The organism is Legionella longbeachae (genome assembly GCF_004283175.1).
Classification (GTDB): Bacteria; Pseudomonadota; Gammaproteobacteria; order Legionellales; family Legionellaceae; genus Legionella; species Legionella longbeachae.
Genome location: NZ_RXNW01000006.1, coordinates 1 through 26008 on the forward strand (window position 1 = coordinate 1; position 26008 = coordinate 26008).

The window sequence follows — 26008 nt, forward strand, 5'->3', positions numbered from 1 at the left end:
GGATCAAACTCTTCAGTTCAATTCCTGTGCTAGTCTTAAACCAGCTTCTTACTTCTTTATATACTTCATCAGCACTCAAAGTCTTTCAAAGTGCCCACACAGTTTGTCTTCTCTATTCTTAATGAACTTCACCCTCAAGGTGTGCTGCGTATTCTACTCATTTCAGACTCAGTGTCAAACACTTTTTTGTTTTTTTTATAAAATATTTCGCATTTAATTTTAAATTTTCAATAAGACAACGTATATTAATGTAGTACACGATGATTCAAATTCAAGCTTAGTACTTAAATAATTTTTTACAGGGCTGGCTATTCCTCTTTTTTTTTGTTAATCTTCGACCTTCAACTATGGTGGCTCTATTGGTCCCTTCGCGGCGATAGATTGTGAACCCCGTCAGGCCCGGAAGGGAGCAGCGGTAACGATTGATTCGAGCGCCGAAGTGTGGCTCTTAGAGCCGCCACCCAACGTATGAAAATAATATGAGCTATCTGGCACTTGCCCGTAAATGGAGACCGCGTACTTTTTCTCAGCTGGTTGGACAAGATCATATTAAAACTGCATTAACCAATGCCCTCAATCAACAGCGTTTACACCATGCCTATTTATTTACAGGAACACGCGGTGTCGGAAAAACAAGTATTGCAAGAATTTTAGCTAAATCACTAAATTGCGAACAAGGTATAAACTCCATGCCCTGTTTGCTATGTGGTACATGCTGTGCCATTGAGCAAGGCCGCTTTATTGATCTTATTGAAATTGATGGAGCCTCTAAAACGCGAGTGGAAGATACGCGTGATTTACTAGATAACGTACAATACCTTCCTACTAGCGGTCGCTTTAAAATTTATTTAATCGACGAAGTACACATGCTGTCACAACATAGTTTTAACGCACTACTAAAAACACTGGAAGAACCACCAGAACATGTTAAATTTATTTTAGCAACCACAGATCCGCAAAAACTCCCAATTACAGTCTTATCTCGTTGTTTGCAATTTCATTTGAAGCATTTAAGTACCGAATTAATTAGTCAACAGTTGCAGCTTATTCTAAAAGATGAGCAATTAGATTTTGAGAGTCAGGCTGTAGATATATTAGCTAAAGCAGCTCGCGGCAGTATGCGTGATGCACTAAGTCTGCTCGATCAAGCAATTGCTGGCTGCAGCACGCAATTATGTGCAAGTGACGTTAAAATGCTCTTGGGTTATACCCAACAGGATTATGCCTTACAATTACTCCAGGCATTAGCAGAGCAAAATGCTTCCATGCTTTTAAAAATCAGCCACCAGGTTTCTCTTGAAGGAGGCCATTTTCAATATGTTTTAGATGAGCTTCTTAATTACCTCCATCAGATAGCTATCTACCAAAATGTTGGAGACAATAATCCATTAATTACCCCCTCATCAGAAATAATAAATTTTGCTCATCATATCTCTGCTGAAGATATTCAATTATTTTATCAAATTGGACTAAAAGGACGAGAAGAAATACACCTCGCCCCAGAATTAGTTATTGGTTTTAACATGACACTTTTACGGATGCAAACGTTTAGACCGATTTCTAAAGTAGCCCTCCCCCCTTTAGCCTCCTATCAGGATAAGGTACCTCAGCAACAAACCCCTGCTGCTCAAACGAGCGCTACGGTAAATCCTTCTGGGATACATACTGAGGAGAAAGCGGCTCCTGCCATAGGTTTGACCATGAAGGACAGTGATGAAATCCTCCAAGTGACTCATCAGGAAACCAGGGATTGGTCGAGTATTATTCAAAATCTTAAACTGACTGGTTTAGCTCTTAATGCTGTTGAAAATGCTGAACTCATTTCAAAAGAAGGCCGGGACATTACTTTACGTGTGGCCAAGGGGCATCAATCCCTTTTTACACCAACAGTACTTAATCGGATTGAAAATGCATTAAGTCAATATTACCAGTGTCAGGTAAAAATTACTCTTAACAGCGATGAGTCAGTTCAGTCCTCTCCTGCCCAACAAAAAGAACAAATAATGCAACAAAAGCAAAAAAATGCGGAGAGTGCATTAATTAATGACCCCGTATTTCAGCAACTTCAGCAAGAATTTTCAGCTGAATTGGTCAAAAATTCTATTGTCTCATTAAAAGATGACTTATAATATATGCGAATTAAACCCTAAACATATGAGGTCCTAACAAATGGATATGAATCAAAATCTTGGTAACCTAATGAAAGAAGCGCAAAAAATGCAGCAACGCATGCAAGAAGCGCAGCAGCAACTAAGCCAATTAGTGGTTACCGGTGAAGCTGGTGGTGGCATGGTAGTAATTAAAATGAATGGCCGACATGACGCAACTGAAGTGAAAATTAAACCATCTATGATGGAAGAAGATGTTGAAATGCTCGAAGATTTAGTAGCAGCAGCCATTAACGATGCAGTACGAAAAATTGAAAAAGCATCCAAAGAAAAAATCAGCCAATTAACCGCAGGCCTTAATATTCCTACTGACTTAATGGGTGGTGATAAGGGCGATAAGGAATAATCCCTGGCATGGATATTTTAACTCGCTTGGTCGAAGCACTCCGCTGTCTTCCAGGCGTAGGTCCAAAATCTGCGCAGCGTATGGTTTTTCACTTGCTCCAGCATCAACGGCAGCGAGGGTTGCACCTTGCTTCTTGTTTGGAGCAAGCAATGAATCAAATACAACATTGTGAACGTTGTGCTAATTACACAGAGCACAAGCTTTGTGCTCTCTGCCAAAACTCAGATAGAGACTCCTCTTTACTTTGTGTCGTAGAAAGTCCAGCTGATGTATCTGCCATAGAGCAGAGTAATGCCTTTCAAGGTAAATATTTCGTCCTTATGGGAAAAATCTCTCCACTTGATGGATTAGGGCCCGATGACATAGGCCTTCCACGACTTAAAAGACTTATTATTCAAGAGAATATTAAAGAAGTAATATTAGCGTTGAGTCCTAGTGTAGAAGGACAAACGACCATCCATTTTATTCATCAACTTTTGCGTGATCAGCCAGTAAATATGACGCAATTGGCTCATGGTATACCGTCAGGCGGAGAGTTAGAATTTTTGGATGGTAATACTATAGGAAACGCTCTTCGTAACAGAGCAATAATTCATGTTTAAAACACTATGCCGCAACAAGTATATGAGACTTTTTCCGAAACTCTCAACAGCGAGAAAGATACGAGAAAATTTTGAGCGCTTATCTACGCCATTACATGTGGGCTCAAGTACCTTGTTGAAAAAGCAGTCTCGCTCTTTAACAATGATTACGAAAAAATCCCTTTTCCTATTGTTAATGCTCCTCTTTACGGGGCTAGCAAACGCGTCTTTTTATAAAAATTTATGGCCAAAATGGGAAGTGAATAATCCATCATCATCAAAAGTAATTAACCATCAACTTTGGCAAACCTTTCTAAGCCGTCGAGTCATTACCAATGAAGAAAATATCAATCTCGTTGATTATAATCATATGACTCAAATAGATTTAAACCTATTGAAAGATTATTTAAAAAGCATGTCTGAAATTAATATCGATAATTACAACCGTAATGAACAACTCGCTTATTGGATTAATGTTTATAATGCGTTGACAGTACAAATTGTTGCTAACTACTATCCTATTACTTCGATTCAAGAAATTAATATTTCTCCGGGTTTATTCAGTGTAGGTCCATGGGGAGCTAATTTAATCACTATTAAGAACACACCATTGACTCTAGATGATATCAATAATCGTATTATAAGAGCAATTTGGAACGATCCTCGTACTCATTATGCTTTAAATAACGCCACTATCGGGGCTCCAAACATAAGTAGAAAGGCCTATCAGGGAAATAAGCTGGAGGAGCAATTAAATCAAGCAGCTTCAACTTATATTAATTCTCTTAGAGGAGTGCATGTTGTCGAAGGAAATCTCATAACCTCCAAGATTTATGAATGGTATGAAGAGGATTTTGGCGGTACGAAACAAGATGTAGTTTTTCATTTATTAATATTTGCTAATGAGCCGTTACAAAGTCAACTGAAACATATCAATAGTATTGATGGATATATCTATAATTGGCATATTAATAGCACAACGACCGATCTTTAATGAAAAAATTTGGATTTTCCATTTACCCAAAATTGATGGAATTTATTTGACTTCCCGGGGTAGTTTGAATCTAAATATATTTTACCAAACGTACATTTTTTATTGATAACCACATATATAAAATTTAGTACGTGGTGCTGTAGAAACATAATTCGTAACGAGCAGGTTATAGTTACCCAGTAGAACTTCCTTGTTTTTTCCAGGATAATTGAATTTATTATATTGATCTAAGGGTGCAAAAATGAATCGTGGTGGTTTTTCCTGGAAAAGACTTGTTGGTATCTCTGCCTTAAAAGCTAAAATATCAAGAAAGATTGGTATCCCGCTGACTCAATCAGGTAGACAAAGAAAATTGGGAGCCTTTGTTATTCAATTATTACGTAGTATTTTATTGGACAAAAAGAAAAAATCATAAAAGTAGCTAACACTCATGATGCTCCTACGTGTTGCACATAAAGCACGTAGGCTATGGGAATCATTTGCCTACACAATCTAATCAGTTTATCTATAAGCAAAATGAGATTTTGAGATCACGGTTATCGAAAATAATTGCAAGCAGACAATAAACTTGCCAAAATTGAACTTCAATATCATGCCTAAACCAAGAGAATTTAATGCTACAATCAAGCTATCTGCTATTTATTGATCAAGATCCAATCAGTGACGATCTAAAAAATTATTTCGCACAATTTAATATTCAGATAGTTCAAAAAAAGCAGCTTGAACCTATGCAAAGTATATCGGGGACACCTGCAGCAATTCTAATTCATTGGGCGATTTTAAAACGAGAGCCACAGATAATTCATCAGTTTTATACAAACTATCCCGTACCTTTATTGGTAATAAATGATAATGCGGATGAAGATGCATGCATTGAGGTACTCGAAGCCGGTGCTGATGATTTTATAGTTAAACCTCTTTATCCCCGCGAACTTCATGCACGGATAAGTGCTATTAATCGACGAGTATTAAGAGCACAGCACCACATAGATCAAGAAAAGGAGGTACTTATTTTTTCCAACTGGAGACTTTATCCTGCATCCAGACAAGTTTTTCGAGATGATCACCAGGAGTTGCCATTGAGTGCAGGTGAATATGATTTATTACTGACTTTTGTGCAACAACCCCAACGCGTTTTAGATAGGGAACTGTTATTACAAATTACTAAAAATAGTGATCTAAATCCTTTTGATCGAAGAATTGATGTACAAATAAGTAGACTTCGTCAAAAAATAGAGATAGATGCAAAAAAACCAGCATTAATTAAAACAATTCGCAATGGTGGCTATATGTTTACCGCACAAGTCATAACCTTAAAAGAAAGTGATCTATGATCTTAATCTTGTATCGCCTAGTAATTTGTAACTATTTAAAACACTTCTATAAATCAGCATAGATCCAGCAGCATGGCTCTTTACATCATCGCAATATTTTTACCTCAGTCCTATACTGTGTACATTTCTTCAGATCACTTTAATTGCACCTTCCCTACAGGCTAACGTAGTGCTATTTTTTTGTAGCAAAAAGCTCCAGAATTTGTGTTTTTTTGCCAATTTTAAACATTTTTACACTTTTAATCGTATTATCTCCTACTTTTAGTATTTCAATACGATAATTTTCTATGGTTAAACATGATTCTGCAGGTGGAAAGTAGCCAAGATGTTCCACAATTAAACCACTTAACGTTTTTGGTCCTATATGCGGTAATTGCCATCCCATCAAGCGATTTAAATGGCGTAAAGTTAGGCTCGCATCCACAATAACTGAGCCATCATTTTGAGGTGTAATATCTCGACTTAATGCTGCGACATCGGTAGTAAACTCACCTACAATTTCTTCAAGAATATCTTCCATAGTTACTAATCCCTGAATGTCTCCATATTCATCCACTACAAAAGAACTGCGCTTTTTCATTTTTCTAAAATTCAAGATCTGGACATTTAATGGAGTAGCCTCCGGAATATAATAGGGCTCATCAGCTGCGTGCAATAAGCTGTTAAGATCCAATTTATCTTCTATAGCCAGATTTAAAACATCACGCATATGCAGCATTCCCACTAAATCATCTACTGAATCACGATACAGAGGAAGTCTGGTATGTTTTGCGGTTTCCAATTGCTCCAATATTTCTGACCAGGGTCTTTCGATATCAATTCCAACAATTTCTGATTTAGGAATCATAATATCTTCTACTGTCGCTGTTTCTAAATCTAAAAGACTAATTAACATACTTTTATGTTCAACAGGCAATAACCCTCCAGCCTCATGAACCACTGAGCGTAACTCTTCGCCGGTTAATGATTCTTTTTGCATTTTATCTACAGAAACACGAAATAAGCGTAAAACACCATTAGACAGTGAACTGCTCACAAAGACTAAAGGAGCAAAAATCCATTGCAAAACTCCTAATGGCAGTGACGTAGCAAAAGCAACCTGTTGTGGATGAATTGCTGCAAATGTTTTAGGAATCATTTCCGAAAATACGAGTATTACCAATGTTAGAAGGGCTGTGGCTACAGCGATTCCAACATCTCCATAGAGACGTTGACCAATCAAAGTTGCGATCGTTGAGGCAAAAATATTAGCCAATGTATTCCCGATTAACACAACACTTAACAATCGGTCAGGACGAGCAAGTATCTGATTTACTCTAATGGCTTGCTTATTTCCTTTCTTGACTAAATGCTTTAATTTGTACCGGTTAATTGACATCATGCCTATTTCAGTACCAGCAAAAAACGCAGCCAGGATAATTAAAAATAATAATAGGATGGATAGAGTAGAAAGTTGAAGTTCCACCGAGTTTCCTTAAGCTTTTATAACAGGAAATAAATTATCATAAGGCTCACAAGAAAGCGAGATGAGGAGTAAGTACAAGAATCAAGTTAGTAGATAATCCTATACATCAGTTGAGCATACCAGCCATACTCAACTGGAGTTCCTTGTTCACGCAGGTACATTTAAGCATACTTCAGTGATTTAATCTAAGCAAAAACACAACACTACCCTAAGTCTTTATTAACATTGGATCGGATCCATTCAGCCAGAGCGGTGCTGTGCTTAGCTTAAATAAAATTTGATTCTATTACCTTATAAAAGAAAACCAGTTTACCTATCTCAGGACGTTAATTTTTCTCATTAAAACGAGCAACACTGGATAAAATTTCTTTAAAAGCCTCGTCAGGACCAACCCAACCATCGAGCTTCACCCACTTCCCTTCTTCCAGGTCTTTATAATGACTGAAAAAGTGTTCTACCGAGCGCAATAAATGCTGAGGTAAGTTTTCATAAGAGTGAATGGATTCATAAATTTTAGTCAATTTGTTCGTTGGAACAGCCAAAATCTTGGCATCAATACCTGATTCATCGGTCATTTTCAACATTCCTACCGCACGGCATGGAATAACAGATCCCCCTACTAAAGGCACTGGAGTTACAACTAGTACATCAACAGGATCCCCATCTTCAGATAAAGTCTGAGGAATATAACCATAATTAGCGGGATAAAACATGGGTGTTGTTAAAAAGCGATCCACGAATAATACCCCGGACTCTTTATTCATTTCATATTTTACAGGTTCACTGTGCATAGGAATTTCAATAACAACATTAATCTCTTTTGGTAAATCTCGACCACTACTGATTTTCATTAAACTCATTGATTCCCTCTCCCTTTAATAATCGAATAAAAATAAATAATCCCTCACAAAATAAATTTGTTCTAAAATTGTGAAGAGTTCGTTAGGCGGCTATTATGCGAAAAATCGTACCAAAAGGCAAAGATAAGCTGTCGTAATATAAGTTAGCAATGTATAATAACCTGTTTATACATAATATTGAGATTGCTTATGAATTGCTTGTTTTGCAAAATTGCACAAGGTGCAATCCCTGCATCAGTAGTTTTTGAAGATGATGAGATAATAGCGTTTCGTGATCTGAATCCGCAAGCTCCCAAACATGTGCTGATAATACCCAAGCAGCATATTTCTACGCTGAATGATGCCAGCGATGAACACCAGGCCCTGTTGGGAAGAATGATGTTAGGAGCAAAAAAAATTGCTCACGCTGAAGGAATTAGTGATTCAGGATATCGATTAGTTCTTAACATCAATCCAGACGGAGGCCAGACAGTATATCACATTCATTTACATTTACTGGGCGGACGTCACATGACTTGGCCACCAGGTTAGGAATTACTATGGAACAAATATATACAGAACTATTAAAACTAATTGGTGAAGATGTAACCCGTGAAGGATTAGTAGACACTCCAGCACGTGCTGCAAATGCTATGCATTACTTGACTAAAGGCTATCAAGAAAATCTTGACGACATTATCAATGGTGCTCTATTCGAATCAGATATGGGTGAAATGGTTATAGTTAAAGATATAGAAATGTATTCTATGTGTGAACACCATCTACTCCCATTCCTTGGCAAGTGTCATGTGGGCTACCTTCCTCACGGAAAAGTAATTGGTTTATCTAAAATTGCACGTATTGTTGATTATTTTGCAAGACGCTTACAAATTCAAGAGCGCTTAACTACAGAAATAGCGAACTGTATTGAATCAATTACAGGAGCACGTGGTGTAGCCGTAGTTATCGAAGCAAAACATCTTTGTATGATGATGCGTGGTGTGGAAAAACAAAATTCTGTAATGAAGACGTCAGTAATGCTGGGTGAAATGCGTAATAACCCTACAAGTAGGGCTGAGTTTTTAACTTTAATTCATGGGAAATAAACTTAAATTATCTGAATTTGTTCACAACCAAGATACTGCATAGAAAATGTGTATGAATGAGGCCGCGATATAATCTCAAAATCAATAATTATTTGATGTTACTTAATCCTATTCTCTATGCATTCATAAAAATACCCATTGTGAAAAATGGGTTTGAGCGAAAATTGCTTTAAAATGGTACTTAAGTAACGGGGGATACCTCTGTATGTGCTGTGTGCTTTAAGTACAGTTTTCGCGCGAAATGCTAACCGCTGCCATCATTAAATGAGGTGCGAACACGCCCTGATAACAAGCTGAAAAGTAAAATTTATAATATGACTTGTTACTGTTTTGGAAATTTCGGTCTTGTCTCTCAACCATTCTCTGGATAGTTCTATCTCTTTTGCCAGTTTTGACAAATCAATTCATAAGGATCTTGCATTGAGGATTTGAACTGGATCACTGTTCGCTTCGTTTACATTAAGAATTTATTTTATTGTTCAAATAATGGTATGCCCGGTGAATCGTTTTGTAGACTTTAGGGCGTTATGGGCATCTCAAAAAATTACAGCCTAAGCTCGACATAAAATGCTATCTCACTTTTATATCGAGCTTAGATTATATGAACATCATGATAAGATAAACAGCGCTTAAACTACTCTTCCTCATTACTTCCTTGAGGAGACTCTACACTTGCGACTTCACTACTGCTTTCTTCTGCGAGAGCCACTGCCTCTTCATTCTTTGGTTTGTCCTTCCACTCAAGTTTTACTCTGCCTTGTTTATCAATACCAGCAACAAAAACTTCTATTTCTTGCCCTTCCTGTAAAACAGTGTCTACCTTTTGCGCTCTATCATTACAGATTTGCGAAATGTGAAGCAAACCATCTTTACCTGGTAAGAGATTAATGAAAGCACCAAAATCAACTATTTTACTCACTTTTCCTTGGTAAGTTTGACCTACTTCAATTTCAGCGATTAACGATTTAATTTGCTTTTGGGCTTCTTCTAAGGCCTGCAAGTCAGGTGAAAATAATTGCACGACACCTGTATCATCTATATCGATAGAAACTCCAGTACTATCAATAAGACCTTTGATTGTTGCCCCACCTTTACCGATAATTGTGCGAATCTTATCTTCAGCAACTTTCATGGTAGTAATTCTAGGAGCATGTTGTGATAGCTCTTCTCTATGTTCTGCTAATGCATTATTCATTACACCAAGAATGTACATACGCCCTTCTAGAGCTTGATCTAGAGCTTGTTCCATAATCGCACTGGTGATTCCCTGAATTTTGATATCCATTTGCAACGCGGTTATTCCATGTTCAGTACCGGCTACTTTGAAATCCATATCACCTAAATGATCTTCATCTCCTAATATATCTGTAAGAACAGCATAACGATCACCTTCCTTGATCAAACCCATTGCTACCCCAGCAACAGGTGCCTTAAGAGGAACACCAGCATCCATAAGTGCCAAACTTGTGCCACAAACTGTAGCCATAGAACTTGAACCATTCGATTCAGTAATTTCTGAAACAACTCTAAGTACATAGGGGAAGTCATTTGACTCAGGCAGGACTGCCATAATCGCACGTTTTGCTAAACGGCCATGTCCGATTTCTCTACGCTTAGGGCTGCCAATCATACCAGTTTCTCCTACAGAATAAGGAGGAAAATTGTAATGAAGCATAAAGCGGTCTTTTGATTCGCCAGTAATGTTATCAAGTATTTGCGCATCCCTCTCATTTCCTAAGGTAGCAACAACTATAGCCTGGGTCTCGCCGCGGGTGAATAAAACAGAACCATGAGCTCTTTCTAGTAGCTTTGTGCGAATCGATATAGGCCGTACTGTTTTACAATCACGACCATCAATACGGGGCTCACCATCAAGTATACGATTTCGCACTGTGGCGCTTTCTAGTTCTACAAATATATTACTTATTACGTCGGCATTTAACTCTTCATTTTCCGCTTGTAAGGCCGTAATAGTTTGGTCTTTTAGTTCGGCCAAGCGTTGATAGCGCTCTTGTTTGTCTTTAATAAGATAAGCAGCTTCAACTTCATGTTTTATCATATCAGACACACGTGACTGCAAATTAACGTCTACTTCACGAGGACTCCAGTCCCAACGTGTCTTACCTGCTTGTGCAGCAAGTTCTTCTATTGCTTTAATCACGTTCTTCATCATTTCATGACCGAACATGATCGCTCCGCGCATAATGTCTTCACTTAATTCTTTAGCTTCTGATTCAACCATCAAAATAGCATTTTTAGTTCCAGCAACAACTAGATCTAATTTAGAGTGTTCCAACTCTTTTCGACTTGGGTTTAATAAATAAATACCATCTCGGTAACCCACACGCGCAGCGCCAATTGGCCCATTAAATGGAACCCCGGAAAGAGCTAAAGCAGCAGATGACGCTATCATTGCTACAATGTCTGGAGACACTTCAGGATTTAATGAAAGAACTGTAGCGATTACTTGCACTTCGTTACAAAAACCCTCAGGAAAAAGAGGTCTAATTGGACGATCAATGAGCCTGGAAATTAATGTTTCGAGTTCTGTAGGTCTGCCTTCGCGTTTGTTAAATCCCCCTGGGATTTTTCCAACAGCGTAAAATTTTTCCTGGTAATTTACTGTCAAAGGAAAAAATCCACTGTTTTCACCACCGTCTTTTTTTCCAACTACAGTAGCTAACACTTGGGTACCATTCATACTGGCAAAAACTGCTCCATCAGCTTGTCGTGCTACTTCACCAGTTTCTAATATAAGAGTGTGGTCACCAAATGCTATTTCTTTTGTAAACTTCGCCACGTAAGCTCCCTCATTAAGTAATTATAACGAAAAAAAGGCGCAGAAAATTGCGCCTTTATTTAAAGTATTTGTTTTTATAAAGCACATTTCTAAAGAAATGTTTTTTCTCATTAATCAATAAGAATCTCTCAACTCTAAAGATTGAATTAATGTTTGATAACGTGCTCCATTTTTACGCTTTAAATATTTTAATAATTTGCGACGCTTATTCACTAACTCTTGTAGTCCACGTCGAGAATGAAAATCTTTCTTATGTTCTTTAAAATGCTCTGTTAAATATTTGATACGGCTTGTAATGATAGAAACCTGAACTTCTGGTGAACCAGTATCTTTATCAGAACGTTGGTAATCTTTCACAATTGCTGCTTTATCCGCGCTGTTTAGCGACATTATACACTCCCGGAACTACTATGTGTTCATTCAAAGGCGAACATTCTACCAAGGCAAAGTCAACGAAACAAGTACTACAAATTAATTTTGTGCAAAAATTTCATATTTAGTTCGCTTCTTTCGTTATCTAAAATGAAAAAATTAAAAAGAAAGTAACCGTTTCGCTTTAATAGTGCCATTAGTGCTGCGTTCACCCAACCCAATAAATTGTGCCCTCGCATCATATAGACGAACACAATCAGCCAGTTTAACATTTATTTTATTTGTGATTGCTCTACCTTGCCGTATAGAAATCACTTCATCGTCCAAAAGCGTCACTTGTTCAAGATAATCAACAGCTCTATCTATAGGAATTAAACAAGCTTTTCTTTCAGTCAAAGACATTTCCTCTAATTCATCAAGAGAATACATAGGCATATCATTTAAGCCAGCAGTATATACTCGATGTAAGCGCGTCACATGTGCTCCGACTCCTAATGCATCACCAATATCTTCCACCAAATTTCGAATATAGGTTCCCTTGCTGCAAGTGACCGTCAAAGAAAACTGTACCCCATCAAATGCATTGAGTTCCAACTCGCTGATAAAAATTTCACGCGCTGGTCGTTCTATATCTATCCCTTTTCGAGCGAAACAATAAAGTGGGGTTCCCTGATGTTTTAATGCAGAAAACATGGACGGGATCTGTTTTATAACTCCCTTATGCTTTTCTAATACTTCGATTAATTGCTGTTTAGAAATTGTAAACGCATCTACCCGCGCAATTTCATCCCCTGTTGCATCTGCTGTATTTGTTTTAATGCCTAGTAAACCAGTAGTTTGATAACATTTATCTGCATCGAGCAAAAACTGGCATATTTTTGTTGCCTCACCAAAACAGAGGGGTAACATGCCCGTAGCAAGGGGATCTAGACTCCCAGTATGTCCAGCTTTTTTAGCGCCTAATAGTTTTTTTGCTTTCTGTAACGCAACGTTTGAGGTCATTCCTTGCGCTTTATTAAGCAAAAGGATTCCATCAATTTTTGTCGATGATGAACTACTCGCTTTCATGGTCATCAGGAGGCGCGACTTTATCAATTAACCGACTCAATCGTTGTCCATATTCAATTGACTCATCATAAACAAAATGAAGTTGTGGTACTGTACGTAAGGTAATGCTACGCGCTAAAACACTACGCAAATAACTTGAAGCCGCATTTAAAATGGATGCAACCATTTCACGGTCGTCATTAAGCACTGTAAAATACACTTTAGCATGCCCCAAATCAGCAGCGACTTTTACTGCTGATATAGTCACAAATCCAGTTAGTCGTGGATCTTTTACTTCTTTCGGTATAATTTGTGCCAGCTTTCGCTGAATCATTTCAGCTACTCTGTCTGTACGTTTAAAATTATGACTCATCTATAGATCACGCTTAATTTCAACTGTTTCATATACTTCGATTAAATCACCAGGCTTCACGTCATTGTAATTTTTCACGCCAATACCGCATTCAAATCCTTGGCGAACTTCAATAACATCATCCTTAAATCTTCGTAAAGATTCTAAAGTACCTTCGTAAATAACCACATTGGCCCGCAACACACGAATAGGATTGTTACGCTTAATCACTCCCTCTACAACCATACAACCGGCAATTGCACCAATTTTGGGTGACTTAAATACATCACGAACTTCAGCAGTACCAATAATTTCTTCTTTAAATTGTGGTGCAAGCATACCCGATAAAGCACCTTTGATTTGATCAACGATGTCATAAATAACACTGTAATAATGTATCGGCACTGATTCATGTTCCGCGAGTTTTTTAGCGCTGCTATCAGCCCGCACATTAAAACCAACTAAAATTGCATCAGATGCAATAGCAAGATGAACATCCGATTCAGTAATACCGCCTACACCACTAGATATAACTGCAACTTTAACTTCATCAGTAGATAGCTTCACTAAAGCATCTGAAATTGCTTCAAGCGAACCTTGTACATCTGCCTTGAGGACAACGTTAAGTGCTTTAGATTCTCCAGCAGCCATGTTTTCCATGATGCCTTCAAGCGTTGACTTTTGACGTCTCGCTAATTTTACATCGCGGAATTTGCCTTGGCGAAATAAAGCTACTTCCCTGGCCTTTTTCTCATCAGAAACGACTACGGCTTCATCTCCTGCATGAGGAATTGCGGATAGGCCAAGTACTTCTACAGGGATTGAGGGACCTGCACTTTCTACCATATCGCCATTATCACCAACTAAAGCCCGGACGCGACCATATTGGAAACCAGCCAGGAGAATATCTCCTTTATGTAAGGTACCACTTTGTACCAACACAGTAGCAACTGGCCCCCTACCTTTATCTAAACGAGATTCAATAACCACACCTTTTGCAGCACCATCGGTAATTGCGGTTAGCTCTAGAACTTCTGATTGCAATAGTATTGAATCGAGTAAATCATCAATCCCCATTCCAGATTTAGCAGAAATATTAACAAACATGGTGTCTCCACCCCATGCTTCTGGAATTACTTCATGAACTGTCAATTCATTCATAACTCGCTCAGGATCAGCATCTGGTTTATCCATTTTATTAATGGCTACTATAATAGGTACTTTTGCTGCTTTTGCATGTTGGATTGCCTCAATCGTCTGGGGCTTAACTCCATCATCTGCTGCAACAATCAAAATTACAATATCTGTTACCTTAGCCCCACGAGCTCGCATCGCAGTAAATGCCGCATGCCCCGGTGTATCCAGGAAGGTAACATCACCTTTAGGGGTACTCACATGATAAGCACCTATATGTTGTGTAATGCCCCCTGCTTCGCCTGAAGCAACTTTTGTGCGTCGAATGTAGTCAAGTAAGGATGTTTTTCCATGATCAACATGCCCCATGATTGTGACAACAGGGGCTCTGGATTCACGATGACTTCCCTCAGTAATAGACTCACCTAAACCTGCTTCAATTGCGTCTTCTTTAATAACATGAGCTTTATGGCCCATTTCTTCAATAACAATCACTGCAGTTTCTTGATCAATTACTTGGTTGATAGTGGCCATTGCACCAAGTGACATCATCACTTTAATCACTTCTGCAGCTTTTACTGACATTCTTTTCGCTAACTCTGCAACTGTAATCGTTTCGGGAAGTAAAACTTCTCTAACTACCGGTGCTGTTGGCAAGGCAAAACCATGCTTTAATGATTCTTCCGCCTCTCTATATTTATCTGATTTTTCGGTGCCTTTCCGTTTTTTAAATTTGCTACGCCCACCACGTCTATGATTCTCTTGCTCCTCTTCATCACGATCGTAGGTTTGGTATTTTGGCTTTTTCTTGGCTTTTCTAAATTCAGCTGACTCAGACTCAGTAGCTTGTTCCAAGTGTTTCTTTTTACTTGGTTTTTCAATTTTATGATCTTCTTTAATTGTTAGCTCAGCTATTTCTTCAAGTGCAGATGTCTCTTCCAGGGTATCCGCAGCCAATGTATCTGAAAGTTGTTCCGCTTTTTCTTCTTCGATAACAGAATCTTTCTCCTTAACTTCTTGATTCTGCTCAACTGATGTTTCGGGAATTGTCTCTTTTTGTTCTAAGGATGATTCTGCAGATTCGGCAATAGCAGGTGTTTCATGTACAATCTCCGCAGGTTGCTGTTCTGGTACTGATACATTCTCTTCTGCTACAATAACAGGCTCCTCGGGTTCAGGCTGCTCTATGACAGGACTCCGCTTCACAAATACTTTCTTTTTACGAACTTCAATATTTATAGTCTTGCCACTATAAGCATCATGGCCAATAGTAACTTGCGATAAGCTTTTTCGTCTTAAAGTAATTCTTTCTGGCGAAACATTAGTATCGCGCAAAGAAGTTTTCTTCAAGTGATTGAGAAGAATTCGCTTTTGCTCTTCATTCACAGTTTGTTGATCATCTTTGAAAGACAATCCTGCTTCCTGTAACTGGTTCAATAGGCGCTCAACCGGAATACCCACAACTTGAGCTAATTGCTTAACCGTCACATCCGCCATATTTTAATCCCCTTTCTGCAGTAATTTTATTATCTGCGTATCATTTGTACTACAATATTATCAAAAATCCAAGGCTCTATAAAAACCATGGCTCTCTAGCCTTCATAATTAAAGCAGCGGCTTTATCTTCTGTCATACCATCAAGTTCTAGTAGTTCATCTACAGATTGCTCAGCTAAATCTTCCATAGATGTTATTCCTCGAGTAGCTAATTGGTTAGCGAGATCTTGAGTCATTCCTTCCATTGTGAGCAAAGAATCATCAGGTTGGCCAGATAAATCTTTGTTGGAAGAAAGAGCCATGGTAAGTAAGTTATCGTTGGCTCTGTTTCTCAGTTCTTCAACGATTTCGTCATCAAATTCTTCTATAGCTAAAAGCTCTTCTTTAGGTACATAGGCAATTTCTTCGAGTGAAGAAAAGCCATGTGCTACTAATAATGTAGCTATTTCTTCATCAATTTCCAGTGCAGAAGTAAATAATTTGATGATTTTGCTCGACTCTTCCAAGTTTTTATTTTCAAACTCATCTGTAGTCATAACATTTAAAGTCCAACCTGTTAATTGGCTCGCCAAGCGAACATTTTGTCCATTTCTACCAATAGCTTGCGATAACTGATCTTTTTCTACGGCAAGATCCATAGTATGTGTATCTTCATCAACAACAATAGAAGATATATCTGCTGGTGCCATGGCATTAATAACTAATTGCGCTGGGTTGTCATCCCATAAAATAATATCAACTCGTTCCCCGCCAAGTTCACTAGAAACGGCCTGAACACGAGCACCACGCATACCAACACAAGCCCCTACTGGATCAATACGGCCGTCATTCGTTTTGACAGCGATCTTTGCTCTATTTCCAGGGTCACGGGCGGCAGCTTTAACTTCAATAACATTTTCACCTATTTCTGGTACTTCAATGCGGAAAAGTTCAATCAGCATTTCATTGCGTGTACGGCTGACAAATAGTTGAGGGCCACGTGCCTGTGGTGTTATCTCATATAAATAAGCACGAACTCTGTCATTGGGACGGAACATTTCATGAGGGAGCATTTCCGTACGAGGCAAGAATGCTTCTGCTTTTCCACCAAGGTCAATAATAATATTGTCTCGAGTTACTTTTTTTACAGTACCATAAATCAATTGCCCCAGTTTGCCTCTGAATTGATCTATTACAAGTTCGCGCTCCGCTTCTCTAACCTTTTGCATGATTACTTGACGAGCAGCTTGAGCTTCAATACGACCAAATTCAATTGAAGGGATTGATTCTTCGATACGATCACCCACATTTACTGATGGATTACGGGTCTTTGCTTGTTCTAAAGTGAGTTGGCGATCTGGATCTTCAAGATCATCATCGGTAACAACGTCCCAATATCTAAATGTTTCATAGTCCCCTGTACGAGGATCTAGTTTAATTCTGACTCCGATATCTAGCCCAAAGATCTTGCGAGTTGCAGACTCTAATGCGGCCTGAATAGCAAGTATAATAACGTCCTTACTTACACCTCTTTCGTTTGATAACGCCTCTGCAACCAGTAACAATTCTTTGCTCATTGTTCGCCTCTCTATACTGTCAAACTTGCTTTCACAATATTTGAAAAAAGTAATTCTTGATCTTCATTGCCTAGATTTAGCACTATAGATGTTTCAGACGCTGAAACTAGAGTACCAAGCAATTTACGTTTACCACAAACGGGTTTAAAAGTTTTGACCTGAACCTCTTGCCCTAAATATCGTTGATATTGCCAACTTTTAAATAGAGGTCTGGGGATACCAGGAGATGATACTTCTAAACTATAGTTCCCATGAATTGGATCTTCGACATCAAGTAAAGCACTTACTTGATGGCTTACTGCCTCACAATCATCAATAGTTATTCCATCAGATTTATCGATGTATATTCGCAATAAAGAATGCCTACCTTGAGAAAGATACTCACAGCCCCAAAGTTCATAGCCCATATCAGCAATTGAAGGAGCTAATAAATGTTCTAATTCATCTTGTATCATAATATTTATTAATTTCTAAAGGCATATTAGCCTGGTACAAATACAGTACAGTAACCAAGCTAAAGATAAACATCCATTTGGAAATCTCCCGTAAATAGAAATTTCTCAGAATGACTTTATTCTTCAGGGCTACTATTTTCTTGTGCAGTTACAAATTAAATATAATCCTAAAAATTTGATTCACCGTGAAGGATTTTATAATAACCATGTCACTGGAATTCAATTATGTTTTTTAAGATAATAAAAAACCCCATAAATGGGGTTCTTAATAAGTGGTAGCGGGGGCAGGATTTGAACCTACGACCTTCGGGTTATGAGCCCGACGAGCTACCAGGCTGCTCCACCCCGCGTCAACTGAAGAGAAGTATACTGAGACTCTTCTTTCTTAGCAAGTACTTTCGTAAAAGTTTTTGAAAAATATGTTCTGCATCAAAAAAGAGTCAATTTATGATGCAGAGATACGTTATTATGAGTTAAGAGGCAAAAGCATTGATACACATAACAATGAGCGCACTGGGGAAAATTCCCAGGTAAAGTAATGATAAACAGTTAAAAGAAAAAATTAAGGCATTACCTTTATTTACAATAACTGGTTCATTATGAGCGGGGTTATCGAAATACATTAATTTCACAATTCGCAAATAGTAATAAGCCCCAATCACTGTAAAGAATAAACCTACAACAGCAACCCAAGTCATTTGTGCATCGACTAAAGCCTTAAGTACAAGTAGTTTGGTAAGAAATCCAACAGTAGGAGGGACACCTGCCATTGAAAACATAATGATTAGCATCATAAATGCCAGCCAAGGACTTCTTTTGCTAAGTCCCTTTAAATCATCAACATTATCAATTTCCATTCCATGGCTTGACATTAAAACAATCAATCCAAAAGCTGCTGCTGACATGATCGCATAGACAACGATATAATAAAGGGCTGCTGAATACCCTGATGCACTTGCTGCAAGAATCCCAAACAAGGCATAGCCTATATGCGAAATTGCTGAGTATGCCAGTAACCGTTTAATACTACTCTGGACTACAGCAAATAGATTTCCTAAACCTGTCGAAAGAAGTGTAACTACCAATAAAATTTGTTGCCATTGCGAACTAATATCTACCAGACCAAGGGTAAGAAGTCTAAATGTCATGCCAACTGCAGCTATTTTGGGTGCCGCACTGATAAATACTGTAACGGAACTAGGCGCACCTTGATATACATCAGGAGCCCACATATGAAACGGTACTGCGGCTAATTTAAAAGCAACCCCGGATAAAATGAAAACTAAAGCAAAAGATAATAATGCATTTTGCTGTTGCCAATTTGCCGCAATTGCATTGGAAATATCTAATAAATCTAATTTTCCGGTAGCCCCATAAATTAATGACATGCCGTATAAAAGCATAGCTGACGCAATGGATCCCATTACAAAGTATTTCATTGCAGCTTCAGAGGAATCACCATCTGTCCTGCGAATAGCTGTCATTGCATACAAAGGTAACGATAATAATTCTAAACCTAAAAATACTGTTAACAATGAATGTGCAGACACAAGAAGCATCATACCTAACGTAGAAAACATACCGAGTACATAATAATCACCAGAGGGCATTTGGCGCTCATCAATGTAATTTCTTGAATAGATGAAGCTAAGCAAAACGGTAATGTAAATGAAAAACTTCATGATGTTAGCTACATCGTCACTAATAAATAAACCATTCAAAGTAACTACTTTATACATCCCGATATAAAAGAAGGTAATTAAGGCAGCTATAATCAATCCTATACAGGATATAAAATAGGCGATTGATTTATATCGATGCTTTATAAATAAATCGGCAAGCAATGCGATACAGGCAGTAGCCAAAACTACCATTTCAGGAAGGGCTACATGAATATTTTCTAGTAATGCTGTCATATTGATTAACCTTGATTACAGTTTTGATTGGCTTGCTAATGCTAGAGTATGGCTTACAGTTTGATGGATATACTCTAACAAGGGCTTTGGATAAACACCCATAACAATTACTGCTAACGCAAGCAAGATATAAGCACTTAACTCAAAGCCCGTAAGGTCTTTTAATGCTGCAACTTTCTCATTAGCTATAGGACCAAAAATAACTCGTTTATACATCCAGAGGTTATAGCCTGCTGAAGTAATTAACGTAGTAGCGGCCCAAAATGCAACCCAGAAACCAGCTTTAAGCGAACCAACAATAACCATAAATTCACCAACAAATCCCGAAGTGCCTGGCATCCCGGCATTTGCCATACAAAAAAGCATAAAGAACGAGGCAAACATGGGCATGGTGTTTACGATTCCTCCAAAATCCGCTAGTTTTCGTGTATGCATACGATCGTAAATGTACCCAACACCAGCAAAAAGACCGCTAGAGACAAAAGCATGTGAAATCATTACGACAATTGCGCCTTCCAATATCAAACCTGCGCCACTAAGTCCTGATTGTTTGGCAATAGCAAAAATAGCAAAGGAACCCAGGGTCACAAATCCCATGTGCGAGATAGAAGAATATGCAATAAGTCGTTTCATATCTTTCTGAATAATTGCAACTAAAGCAATATAGACAATCGCAATTAAGGATAGTGCAATCATTACCCCTGCATATCGATTACATGCATCTGGTACTATAGGTAAAGAAAAACGAATAAATCCGTATGCTCCGAGCTTCAATAAAATTGCGGCTAAAACTACCGAGCCACCTGCTGGTGCTTCTGTATGGGCATCAGGCAACCATGTATGAACAGGGAACATAGGTATTTTTATTGCAAAGCCCAGGAAAAAGGCAATAAAAATCAATGTTTGTGCAGTCATTCCAAGTTTAATCGCATAAAAGGCTTCAATATTAAATGTGCCTGCGATATATCCCATGTACAAAAAGCTCGCCAGCATTAAAACTGAGCCTAAAAAGGTATACAAGAAAAATTTAATCGCAGCATAGACTCGATTATCAGAGCCCCATATACCGATGATAAGATACATGGGAATTAAAGTAGCTTCCCAAAATACATAGAACAAAATGGCATCTAAGGCAGAAAATACCCCGACTAATAGTCCCTGCATAATTAGAAATGCAGCTAGATACTGAGAAACTCTACTGGTGATACTTTCCCAGGTAGCTAAAAGTACAATTAGATTAGTAAAAACACTAAGAACGATGAGAAGCAAAGACAATCCATCAATGCCTAAGCTATAGCTAATCCCTAAAGCGGGCATCCACCGAAATTCTTCTAGATATTGCATTCCTAATATTTTTGTATCAAAACCTGCAACAAGAGGAATACAAAGCAATAAGCAAAGTATAACCGTGAATAAAGCCAAGTAGCGCGAAATATTCGGGTTACGATCATCTCCGACGAGAAGAACAAAAACACCGCCTATTATGGGCAACCAAATTAGTAAATTGAGCAAATAATGCATACCTTCACCCTATATTCAGCCGAGTATCAACCAGCATAAAAATCCAAATAACCCTAATACCATTACTGCCGCATAATGATACAGATAGCCACTTTGTATCGCGCGACCCTTAGCTGAAAACCATCTAATAAGTCGACTACTGCCATTTACAACCATTCCATCAATTAATTTTTGATCACCGACGCTATAAAATATTCGTCCTATTCCTTTTGAGCCCTTTACAATAAATAAATTATTAAAGGCATCAAAGCCATATTTATTGATAAGTATTTTATAAATAAGTGAAAATCGACGTGCCAATTGTCCTGGAAAAGATGGAACTGCTATATAACAAACCCAAGCGATAGCTACTCCAGCTAAAGTAATCCAAAGCGTCAACGAGTACACTGAATGCAGCATACTTGCAAAAGGAGAAGTAATCTCATGAGCCAACTCTGCCAACACATTATGTTGAGGCAGGACAAAAAGAGAGGAACTAATTAATCCAGGGCTATTGAACAGCATTGGCATATAAAGTACATACCCTAATATAACAGAAGGTATGGCAAGCAGAACAAGCGGAACCCATACTACCCAGGGTGATTCATGAATATGACTTTGGGTATGTTCATCCATACGCGGTTTGCCATGAAAGGTCATAAATAAAGATCTAAAGGTATAGAGTGCTGTTACACCAGCTCCAAGAACTACACAAAAGTATGCATAACTGCTACCAGGGATCTGTGATAATTGTGCTGCTTCAATAATTGTGTCTTTTGAGTAAAATCCTGCAAAGGGCGGAAACGCACATAAAGCTAGAGAGCCTATAACATAGGTCACATATGTAATCGGCATTTTATTCCACAAACCACCCATTTTCCGCATATCTTGTTCATGATGCATGCCAATGATGACTGATCCGGCACCAAGGAATAACAATGCTTTAAAACATGCATGAGTGAGCAGATGAAAAATCCCGGCGCTATAGGCTGATGCGCCCATTGCGACCATCATATACCCAAGTTGTGAGAGAGTCGAATAAGCAACAACTCTTTTAATGTCGTTCATGACCAGAGCTAAAATTCCCGTGAAAAGCGCACCGCTTGCACCAATTACTAATACCACACTTAGTGCAGTAGTAGAGTATTCAATAAGCGGCGAGATACGCGCTATCATAAATACCCCTGCCGTAACCATTGTTGCAGCATGTATGAGGGCTGAAATCGGTGTTGGACCTTCCATAGATTCAGGTAACCAAACATGTAAAGGAATTTGTGCTGATTTTCCCATAGCCCCGACATATAAAGCCAAACAAATTACAGTCATTAATGACCAGGGATGCCCCTGAATTAACTCAATATTTTGACTAGCCAGGTAGTTTGCATTTTGGAACACAGTTGCATAATCAATACTTCCTGTATAAGCAAAAACTAACGCGATGCCTATTAGAAATCCAAAATCACCTACACGGTTTACAATAAATGCTTTCAAACTGCCTTCAATGGCAGATTCTTTTTGATACCAAAATCCAATAAGTAAATAAGATACGAGACCTACACCTTCCCAACCAAAGAATAACTGTAAGAAATTGTTGGCAGTGACCAACATCAACATCATAAAGGTAAATAATGAAATATAACTAAAAAAGCGTTGATATCCGTCATCTTCAGCCATGTATCCAATACTGTATATATGTACGAGTAAGGATACAAAGTTGACGATAACCAGCATGACTGTACTTAACGGATCAATCAAGAATCCAACATTAAATTCGAATGGGAGAATTAAGCCGCCAGTCGCCCAATGATAAACAACGGTGTTATCAGTTGTGATATGTCCTGAGAAAAGCTGGCACGCTAAATATACTGATAATGCGAAAGAAATCGCAACACCCAAAATTGTGATTGTATGAGCTCCGGCTCGTCCTATTTGATTACGAAAAAAGCCAGCAATCATAGAACCTGCAAGAGGCGCTAAAACAATTATTAGACAAAGTTGTTGGATACTCACAATGTTAACCTTTTAAATGATTCATCTTATCAACGTTAATGTTACCTCTATTTCTAAAAAGCAACATCACTATGGCTAAACCTATAGCCGCTTCAGCAGCAGCAACAGTTAATATAAAAAAGACAAAGACTTGTCCACTAATTTCGCTATAATAATGTGAAAATGCAACAAAATTCGTATTTACCGCAAGTAACATTAATTCGATGCATACAAGCAATAAAATGATGTTTCTACGATTCATCATAATGCCGATAAGCCCAAAACCAAATAAAATAGACCCTAAAATTAGGTAATGATTAACAGGTATCATCTAGAATTCCCCAATATTTATTTTTCTGCTTTCATATTAATTAATTCTACTCGCTGATTTTTATGCGTTAGAATCTGTTGTTTCACATTTTGCCTTTTCGATTTTCTCGGGCCTCTATGTACCAAAGTTATTGCGGAAATGATTGCTATTAACAATAAAGCAGCTGCAATTTCAAAAGCCAGTAAATAATCGGTATACAGTACCATGCCTAAAGCTTCAGTATTTGATAATGGTTGTTGCTCAGCGCCATTTTGTTTTACTTCAAGCAATTGAGAGTTTATTGCATAGCCTTTAACCTCTACGTTTTTCTTAAAGGTTCCAGAAGGGATAGACACCATTAAAAGCCCGATAAACAAAGCAACAAGAATCAGTCCAAATGGTAAATATCGCTTATAATGGCTCTTCATTATTTCAACATCAATGTTGAGCATCATGACAACAAATAAGAACAAGGTCATCACTGCGCCTACGTATACCAATATTAGTATAAGTGCAAGAAATTCTGCCTCTGCAAGTATCCATAGCGCCGCACTGGCGAAAAAGGTTAGTACAAGAAATAAAACACTTCGTACTGGGTTATCTTGGATAATTACCATAAAAGCAGCGCCTATTGCCAATGCTGCAAAAATATAAAAAATCACTTGAACTAATAAATCATGCATAAAAATTACCTCATCATCGGTATTTTTCGTCAGCAGCTCGATCAGCTGCGAGTTTTGGTTCCATCAAATCACCAAGTGCCAATAGTTTTTCTTTCGTCATAATATTCTGACCGCGCTCACTGACATGATAATGATGTATTGGGGTAACAACTATAGAATCCACTGGGCATGATTCTTCGCATAAACCACAATTTATGCATTTGAACATGTCTATGTCATATCGTGTTGTACGGCGTGTACCGTCTTCACGTGGTTGTGCTTCAATAGTTATCGCCAAAGCTGGACAAACCGCCTCGCATAACTTGCACGCGATGCATCGCTCTTCACCATTTGGATATCGGCGTAATGCGAGTAACCCTCTAAAACGTGGCGAAATAGGCGTTTTTTCTTCAGGAAATTGCACCGTAATTTTCTTCTTAAAGAAATATTTACCGGTTAACTTTAAACCCAGTAACAATTCTACTAAAAGAAAACTACGCAGGTAATATTTTATATTTTGATATGCTTTTTTCATCGGCTTCTCTATTAATCATCAAAACCAAGGTTTAAGATGTGTTATAACCATTAAGGCAGTTACAATAATCCAAACGATGGTGACTGGAATAAGTACTTTCCAACCTAAACGCATAAGCTGGTCATAACGATAACGAGGAAATGTTGCCCTTATCCACAAATACACGTAAAGGAAAAAGCATACTTTTACGAGCAACCAAACAAAACCAGGAACAACAAAAAAGATTTCATCTAAAATCGGTATTCCCTCAAAAGGAGACATCCATCCCCCCAGAAACAAGACACTTAGTAATACCGAAATAAGAATCATGCTGGCATATTCGGACAAGAAAAATAATGCAAACCCTATCCCGGAGTATTCAACATGAAAACCAGCAACAATTTCAGACTCACCTTCAGCCAAATCAAAAGGTGCTCTATTGGTTTCAGCGATACCTGCGATCCAGAATACAAAAAAGAGTGGCAGCAACGGAATAAACCACCAATGTAAAATACCTCCTTTTTGTGAATTAACGACGTCAGTTAAGTTCATGCTTCCCGCGGCTAGCAGTACACCTACTAAAGCAAATCCCATCGCTATTTCATAAGATACGGTCTGAGCAGTACTTCGTAAGGCACCAAACATTGCATATTTAGAATTAGATGCCCAACCTGCAATAAGAACTCCATAAACCCCCAGTGAACTCATTGCAAAAATATAGAGCACACCTGCATTAATGTTTGCGAGAACAACGCCCTCTTGAAAAGGCACAACAGCCCATCCGACTAAAGCAGGTACCAATGCAAACAATGGTGCAGCAATAAAAAGGTATCTATTTGATCGTGTAGGAATAATTATTTCCTTCGTAATCAATTTAACTAAATCAGCAATAGGCTGAAGTAAACCTTTAACTCCAACCCGGTTTGGACCTATCCGAGCCTGGATATATCCTATTACTTTACGCTCAGCGTAAATTAAATAGGCAACACAAAGTAATAAAGGGATTACTATCACTAATATTTTAATGATGACCCAAATTAATATGCTAATATCTTGCAGCATTTTTTTTCCT

23 protein-coding genes, 1 tRNA gene, 1 other RNA gene and 2 pseudogenes are annotated in these 26008 nt (G+C 38.1%); 9 read left to right on the forward strand and 18 right to left on the reverse strand.

Going from position 1 to position 26008, the window contains the following annotated elements; all coding sequences use genetic code 11:
- Positions 1-357: 357 nt before the first annotated feature.
- The 7 genes from ffs (at position 358) to EKG34_RS07190 (ending at position 5423) form a co-directional block, all read left to right on the forward strand.
- An RNA gene (gene ffs / locus EKG34_RS07165) (signal recognition particle sRNA small type) lies at positions 358-454 on the forward strand.
- 25 nt (positions 455-479) lie between these two features.
- Positions 480-2129, forward strand: a complete 1650-nt coding sequence (dnaX, locus tag EKG34_RS07170; protein WP_003633326.1) for a DNA polymerase III subunit gamma/tau — start codon at positions 480-482, stop codon at positions 2127-2129.
- A 40-nt stretch (positions 2130-2169) separates the two neighbouring features.
- Positions 2170-2514 carry a YbaB/EbfC family nucleoid-associated protein gene (locus tag EKG34_RS07175; protein ID WP_003633327.1) on the forward strand — a complete coding sequence of 115 codons (345 nt, stop codon included), beginning with the start codon at positions 2170-2172 and terminating at the stop codon, positions 2512-2514.
- 8 nt (positions 2515-2522) lie between these two features.
- Positions 2523-3116 carry a recombination mediator RecR gene (recR, locus tag EKG34_RS07180; protein WP_003633328.1) on the forward strand — a complete coding sequence of 198 codons (594 nt, stop codon included), beginning with the start codon at positions 2523-2525 and terminating at the stop codon, positions 3114-3116.
- A gap of 142 nt (positions 3117-3258) precedes the next feature.
- Positions 3259-4089, forward strand: coding sequence for a DUF547 domain-containing protein (locus EKG34_RS07185; RefSeq protein WP_041819221.1), 831 nt, complete (start codon positions 3259-3261; stop codon positions 4087-4089).
- A gap of 241 nt (positions 4090-4330) precedes the next feature.
- A complete protein-coding gene (locus EKG34_RS18195; RefSeq protein ID WP_003633330.1) occupies positions 4331-4504 on the forward strand; it encodes a hypothetical protein in 174 nt (57 codons plus the stop codon).
- A 199-nt stretch (positions 4505-4703) separates the two neighbouring features.
- Complete coding sequence (locus tag EKG34_RS07190) at positions 4704-5423, forward strand: winged helix-turn-helix domain-containing protein (protein ID WP_003633331.1); 720 nt, start codon at positions 4704-4706, stop codon at positions 5421-5423.
- 172 nt (positions 5424-5595) lie between these two features.
- Here the strand turns inward: EKG34_RS07190 and EKG34_RS07195 are convergent, their stop codons facing one another.
- Together EKG34_RS07195 and ppa are read right to left on the reverse strand one after the other, a co-directional pair.
- Entirely contained in the window at positions 5596-6888 is a 1293-nt protein-coding gene (locus EKG34_RS07195; RefSeq protein ID WP_003633332.1) for an HlyC/CorC family transporter, read from the reverse strand.
- A 326-nt stretch (positions 6889-7214) separates the two neighbouring features.
- Positions 7215-7748 (reverse strand): inorganic diphosphatase, encoded by a 534-nt coding sequence (ppa, locus tag EKG34_RS07200; protein WP_003633333.1) that lies wholly within the window; start codon positions 7746-7748, stop codon positions 7215-7217.
- Between the two features lie 189 nt (positions 7749-7937).
- Here ppa and EKG34_RS07205 point away from each other — a divergent pair, with 189 nt between their 5' ends.
- Positions 7938-8279, forward strand: a complete 342-nt coding sequence (locus tag EKG34_RS07205) for a histidine triad nucleotide-binding protein (RefSeq protein ID WP_003633335.1) — start codon at positions 7938-7940, stop codon at positions 8277-8279.
- A gap of 8 nt (positions 8280-8287) precedes the next feature.
- Entirely contained in the window at positions 8288-8833 is a 546-nt protein-coding gene (gene folE / locus EKG34_RS07210) for a GTP cyclohydrolase I FolE (protein ID WP_003633337.1), read from the forward strand.
- Between the two features lie 634 nt (positions 8834-9467).
- Here the strand turns inward: folE and pnp are convergent.
- The 16 genes and pseudogenes from pnp to nuoH all read right to left on the reverse strand — a co-directional run bounded on the left by pnp (position 9468) and on the right by nuoH (position 25998).
- Positions 9468-11633, reverse strand: a complete 2166-nt coding sequence (pnp, locus tag EKG34_RS07215) for a polyribonucleotide nucleotidyltransferase (protein ID WP_003633339.1) — start codon at positions 11631-11633, stop codon at positions 9468-9470.
- A 114-nt stretch (positions 11634-11747) separates the two neighbouring features.
- A complete protein-coding gene (gene rpsO / locus EKG34_RS07220; protein WP_003633340.1) occupies positions 11748-12023 on the reverse strand; it encodes a 30S ribosomal protein S15 in 276 nt (91 codons plus the stop codon).
- Between the two features lie 141 nt (positions 12024-12164).
- Positions 12165-13073, reverse strand: coding sequence for a tRNA pseudouridine(55) synthase TruB (truB, locus tag EKG34_RS07225; RefSeq protein WP_012978772.1), 909 nt, complete (start codon positions 13071-13073; stop codon positions 12165-12167).
- Complete coding sequence (rbfA, locus tag EKG34_RS07230) at positions 13060-13425, reverse strand: 30S ribosome-binding factor RbfA (RefSeq protein WP_012978771.1); 366 nt, start codon at positions 13423-13425, stop codon at positions 13060-13062. The genes truB and rbfA overlap by 14 nt, the downstream gene beginning before the upstream one ends.
- A pseudogene (gene infB / locus EKG34_RS07235) lies at positions 13426-15435 on the reverse strand (translation initiation factor IF-2); the annotation flags it as partial.
- A gap of 246 nt (positions 15436-15681) precedes the next feature.
- Positions 15682-16035: pseudogene (locus EKG34_RS18970) on the reverse strand (translation initiation factor IF-2 associated domain-containing protein); the annotation flags it as partial.
- 76 nt (positions 16036-16111) lie between these two features.
- Complete coding sequence (nusA, locus tag EKG34_RS07240; RefSeq protein WP_003633345.1) at positions 16112-17590, reverse strand: transcription termination factor NusA; 1479 nt, start codon at positions 17588-17590, stop codon at positions 16112-16114.
- 11 nt (positions 17591-17601) lie between these two features.
- A complete protein-coding gene (rimP, locus tag EKG34_RS07245; RefSeq protein WP_003633346.1) occupies positions 17602-18045 on the reverse strand; it encodes a ribosome maturation factor RimP in 444 nt (147 codons plus the stop codon).
- Positions 18046-18318: 273 nt separating this feature from the next.
- Positions 18319-18395, reverse strand: a tRNA-Met gene (locus EKG34_RS07250).
- Between the two features lie 123 nt (positions 18396-18518).
- Positions 18519-19961: an NADH-quinone oxidoreductase subunit NuoN gene (nuoN, locus tag EKG34_RS07255; RefSeq protein WP_003633347.1), complete on the reverse strand. Its 1443-nt coding sequence runs from the start codon at positions 19959-19961 to the stop codon at positions 18519-18521.
- Between the two features lie 15 nt (positions 19962-19976).
- Positions 19977-21482: a complex I subunit 4 family protein gene (locus EKG34_RS07260; protein ID WP_003633348.1), complete on the reverse strand. Its 1506-nt coding sequence runs from the start codon at positions 21480-21482 to the stop codon at positions 19977-19979.
- A gap of 15 nt (positions 21483-21497) precedes the next feature.
- Positions 21498-23471, reverse strand: coding sequence for an NADH-quinone oxidoreductase subunit L (gene nuoL / locus EKG34_RS07265; RefSeq protein ID WP_012978770.1), 1974 nt, complete (start codon positions 23469-23471; stop codon positions 21498-21500).
- A gap of 4 nt (positions 23472-23475) precedes the next feature.
- Positions 23476-23781 carry an NADH-quinone oxidoreductase subunit NuoK gene (gene nuoK, locus EKG34_RS07270; protein WP_003633350.1) on the reverse strand — a complete coding sequence of 102 codons (306 nt, stop codon included), beginning with the start codon at positions 23779-23781 and terminating at the stop codon, positions 23476-23478.
- A 17-nt stretch (positions 23782-23798) separates the two neighbouring features.
- Complete coding sequence (locus EKG34_RS07275; RefSeq protein ID WP_003633351.1) at positions 23799-24443, reverse strand: NADH-quinone oxidoreductase subunit J; 645 nt, start codon at positions 24441-24443, stop codon at positions 23799-23801.
- A gap of 13 nt (positions 24444-24456) precedes the next feature.
- Positions 24457-24957 (reverse strand): NADH-quinone oxidoreductase subunit NuoI, encoded by a 501-nt coding sequence (gene nuoI, locus EKG34_RS07280; protein ID WP_003633353.1) that lies wholly within the window; start codon positions 24955-24957, stop codon positions 24457-24459.
- 18 nt (positions 24958-24975) lie between these two features.
- Positions 24976-25998, reverse strand: coding sequence for an NADH-quinone oxidoreductase subunit NuoH (nuoH, locus tag EKG34_RS07285; protein WP_003633355.1), 1023 nt, complete (start codon positions 25996-25998; stop codon positions 24976-24978).
- Positions 25999-26008 lie beyond the last annotated feature (10 nt).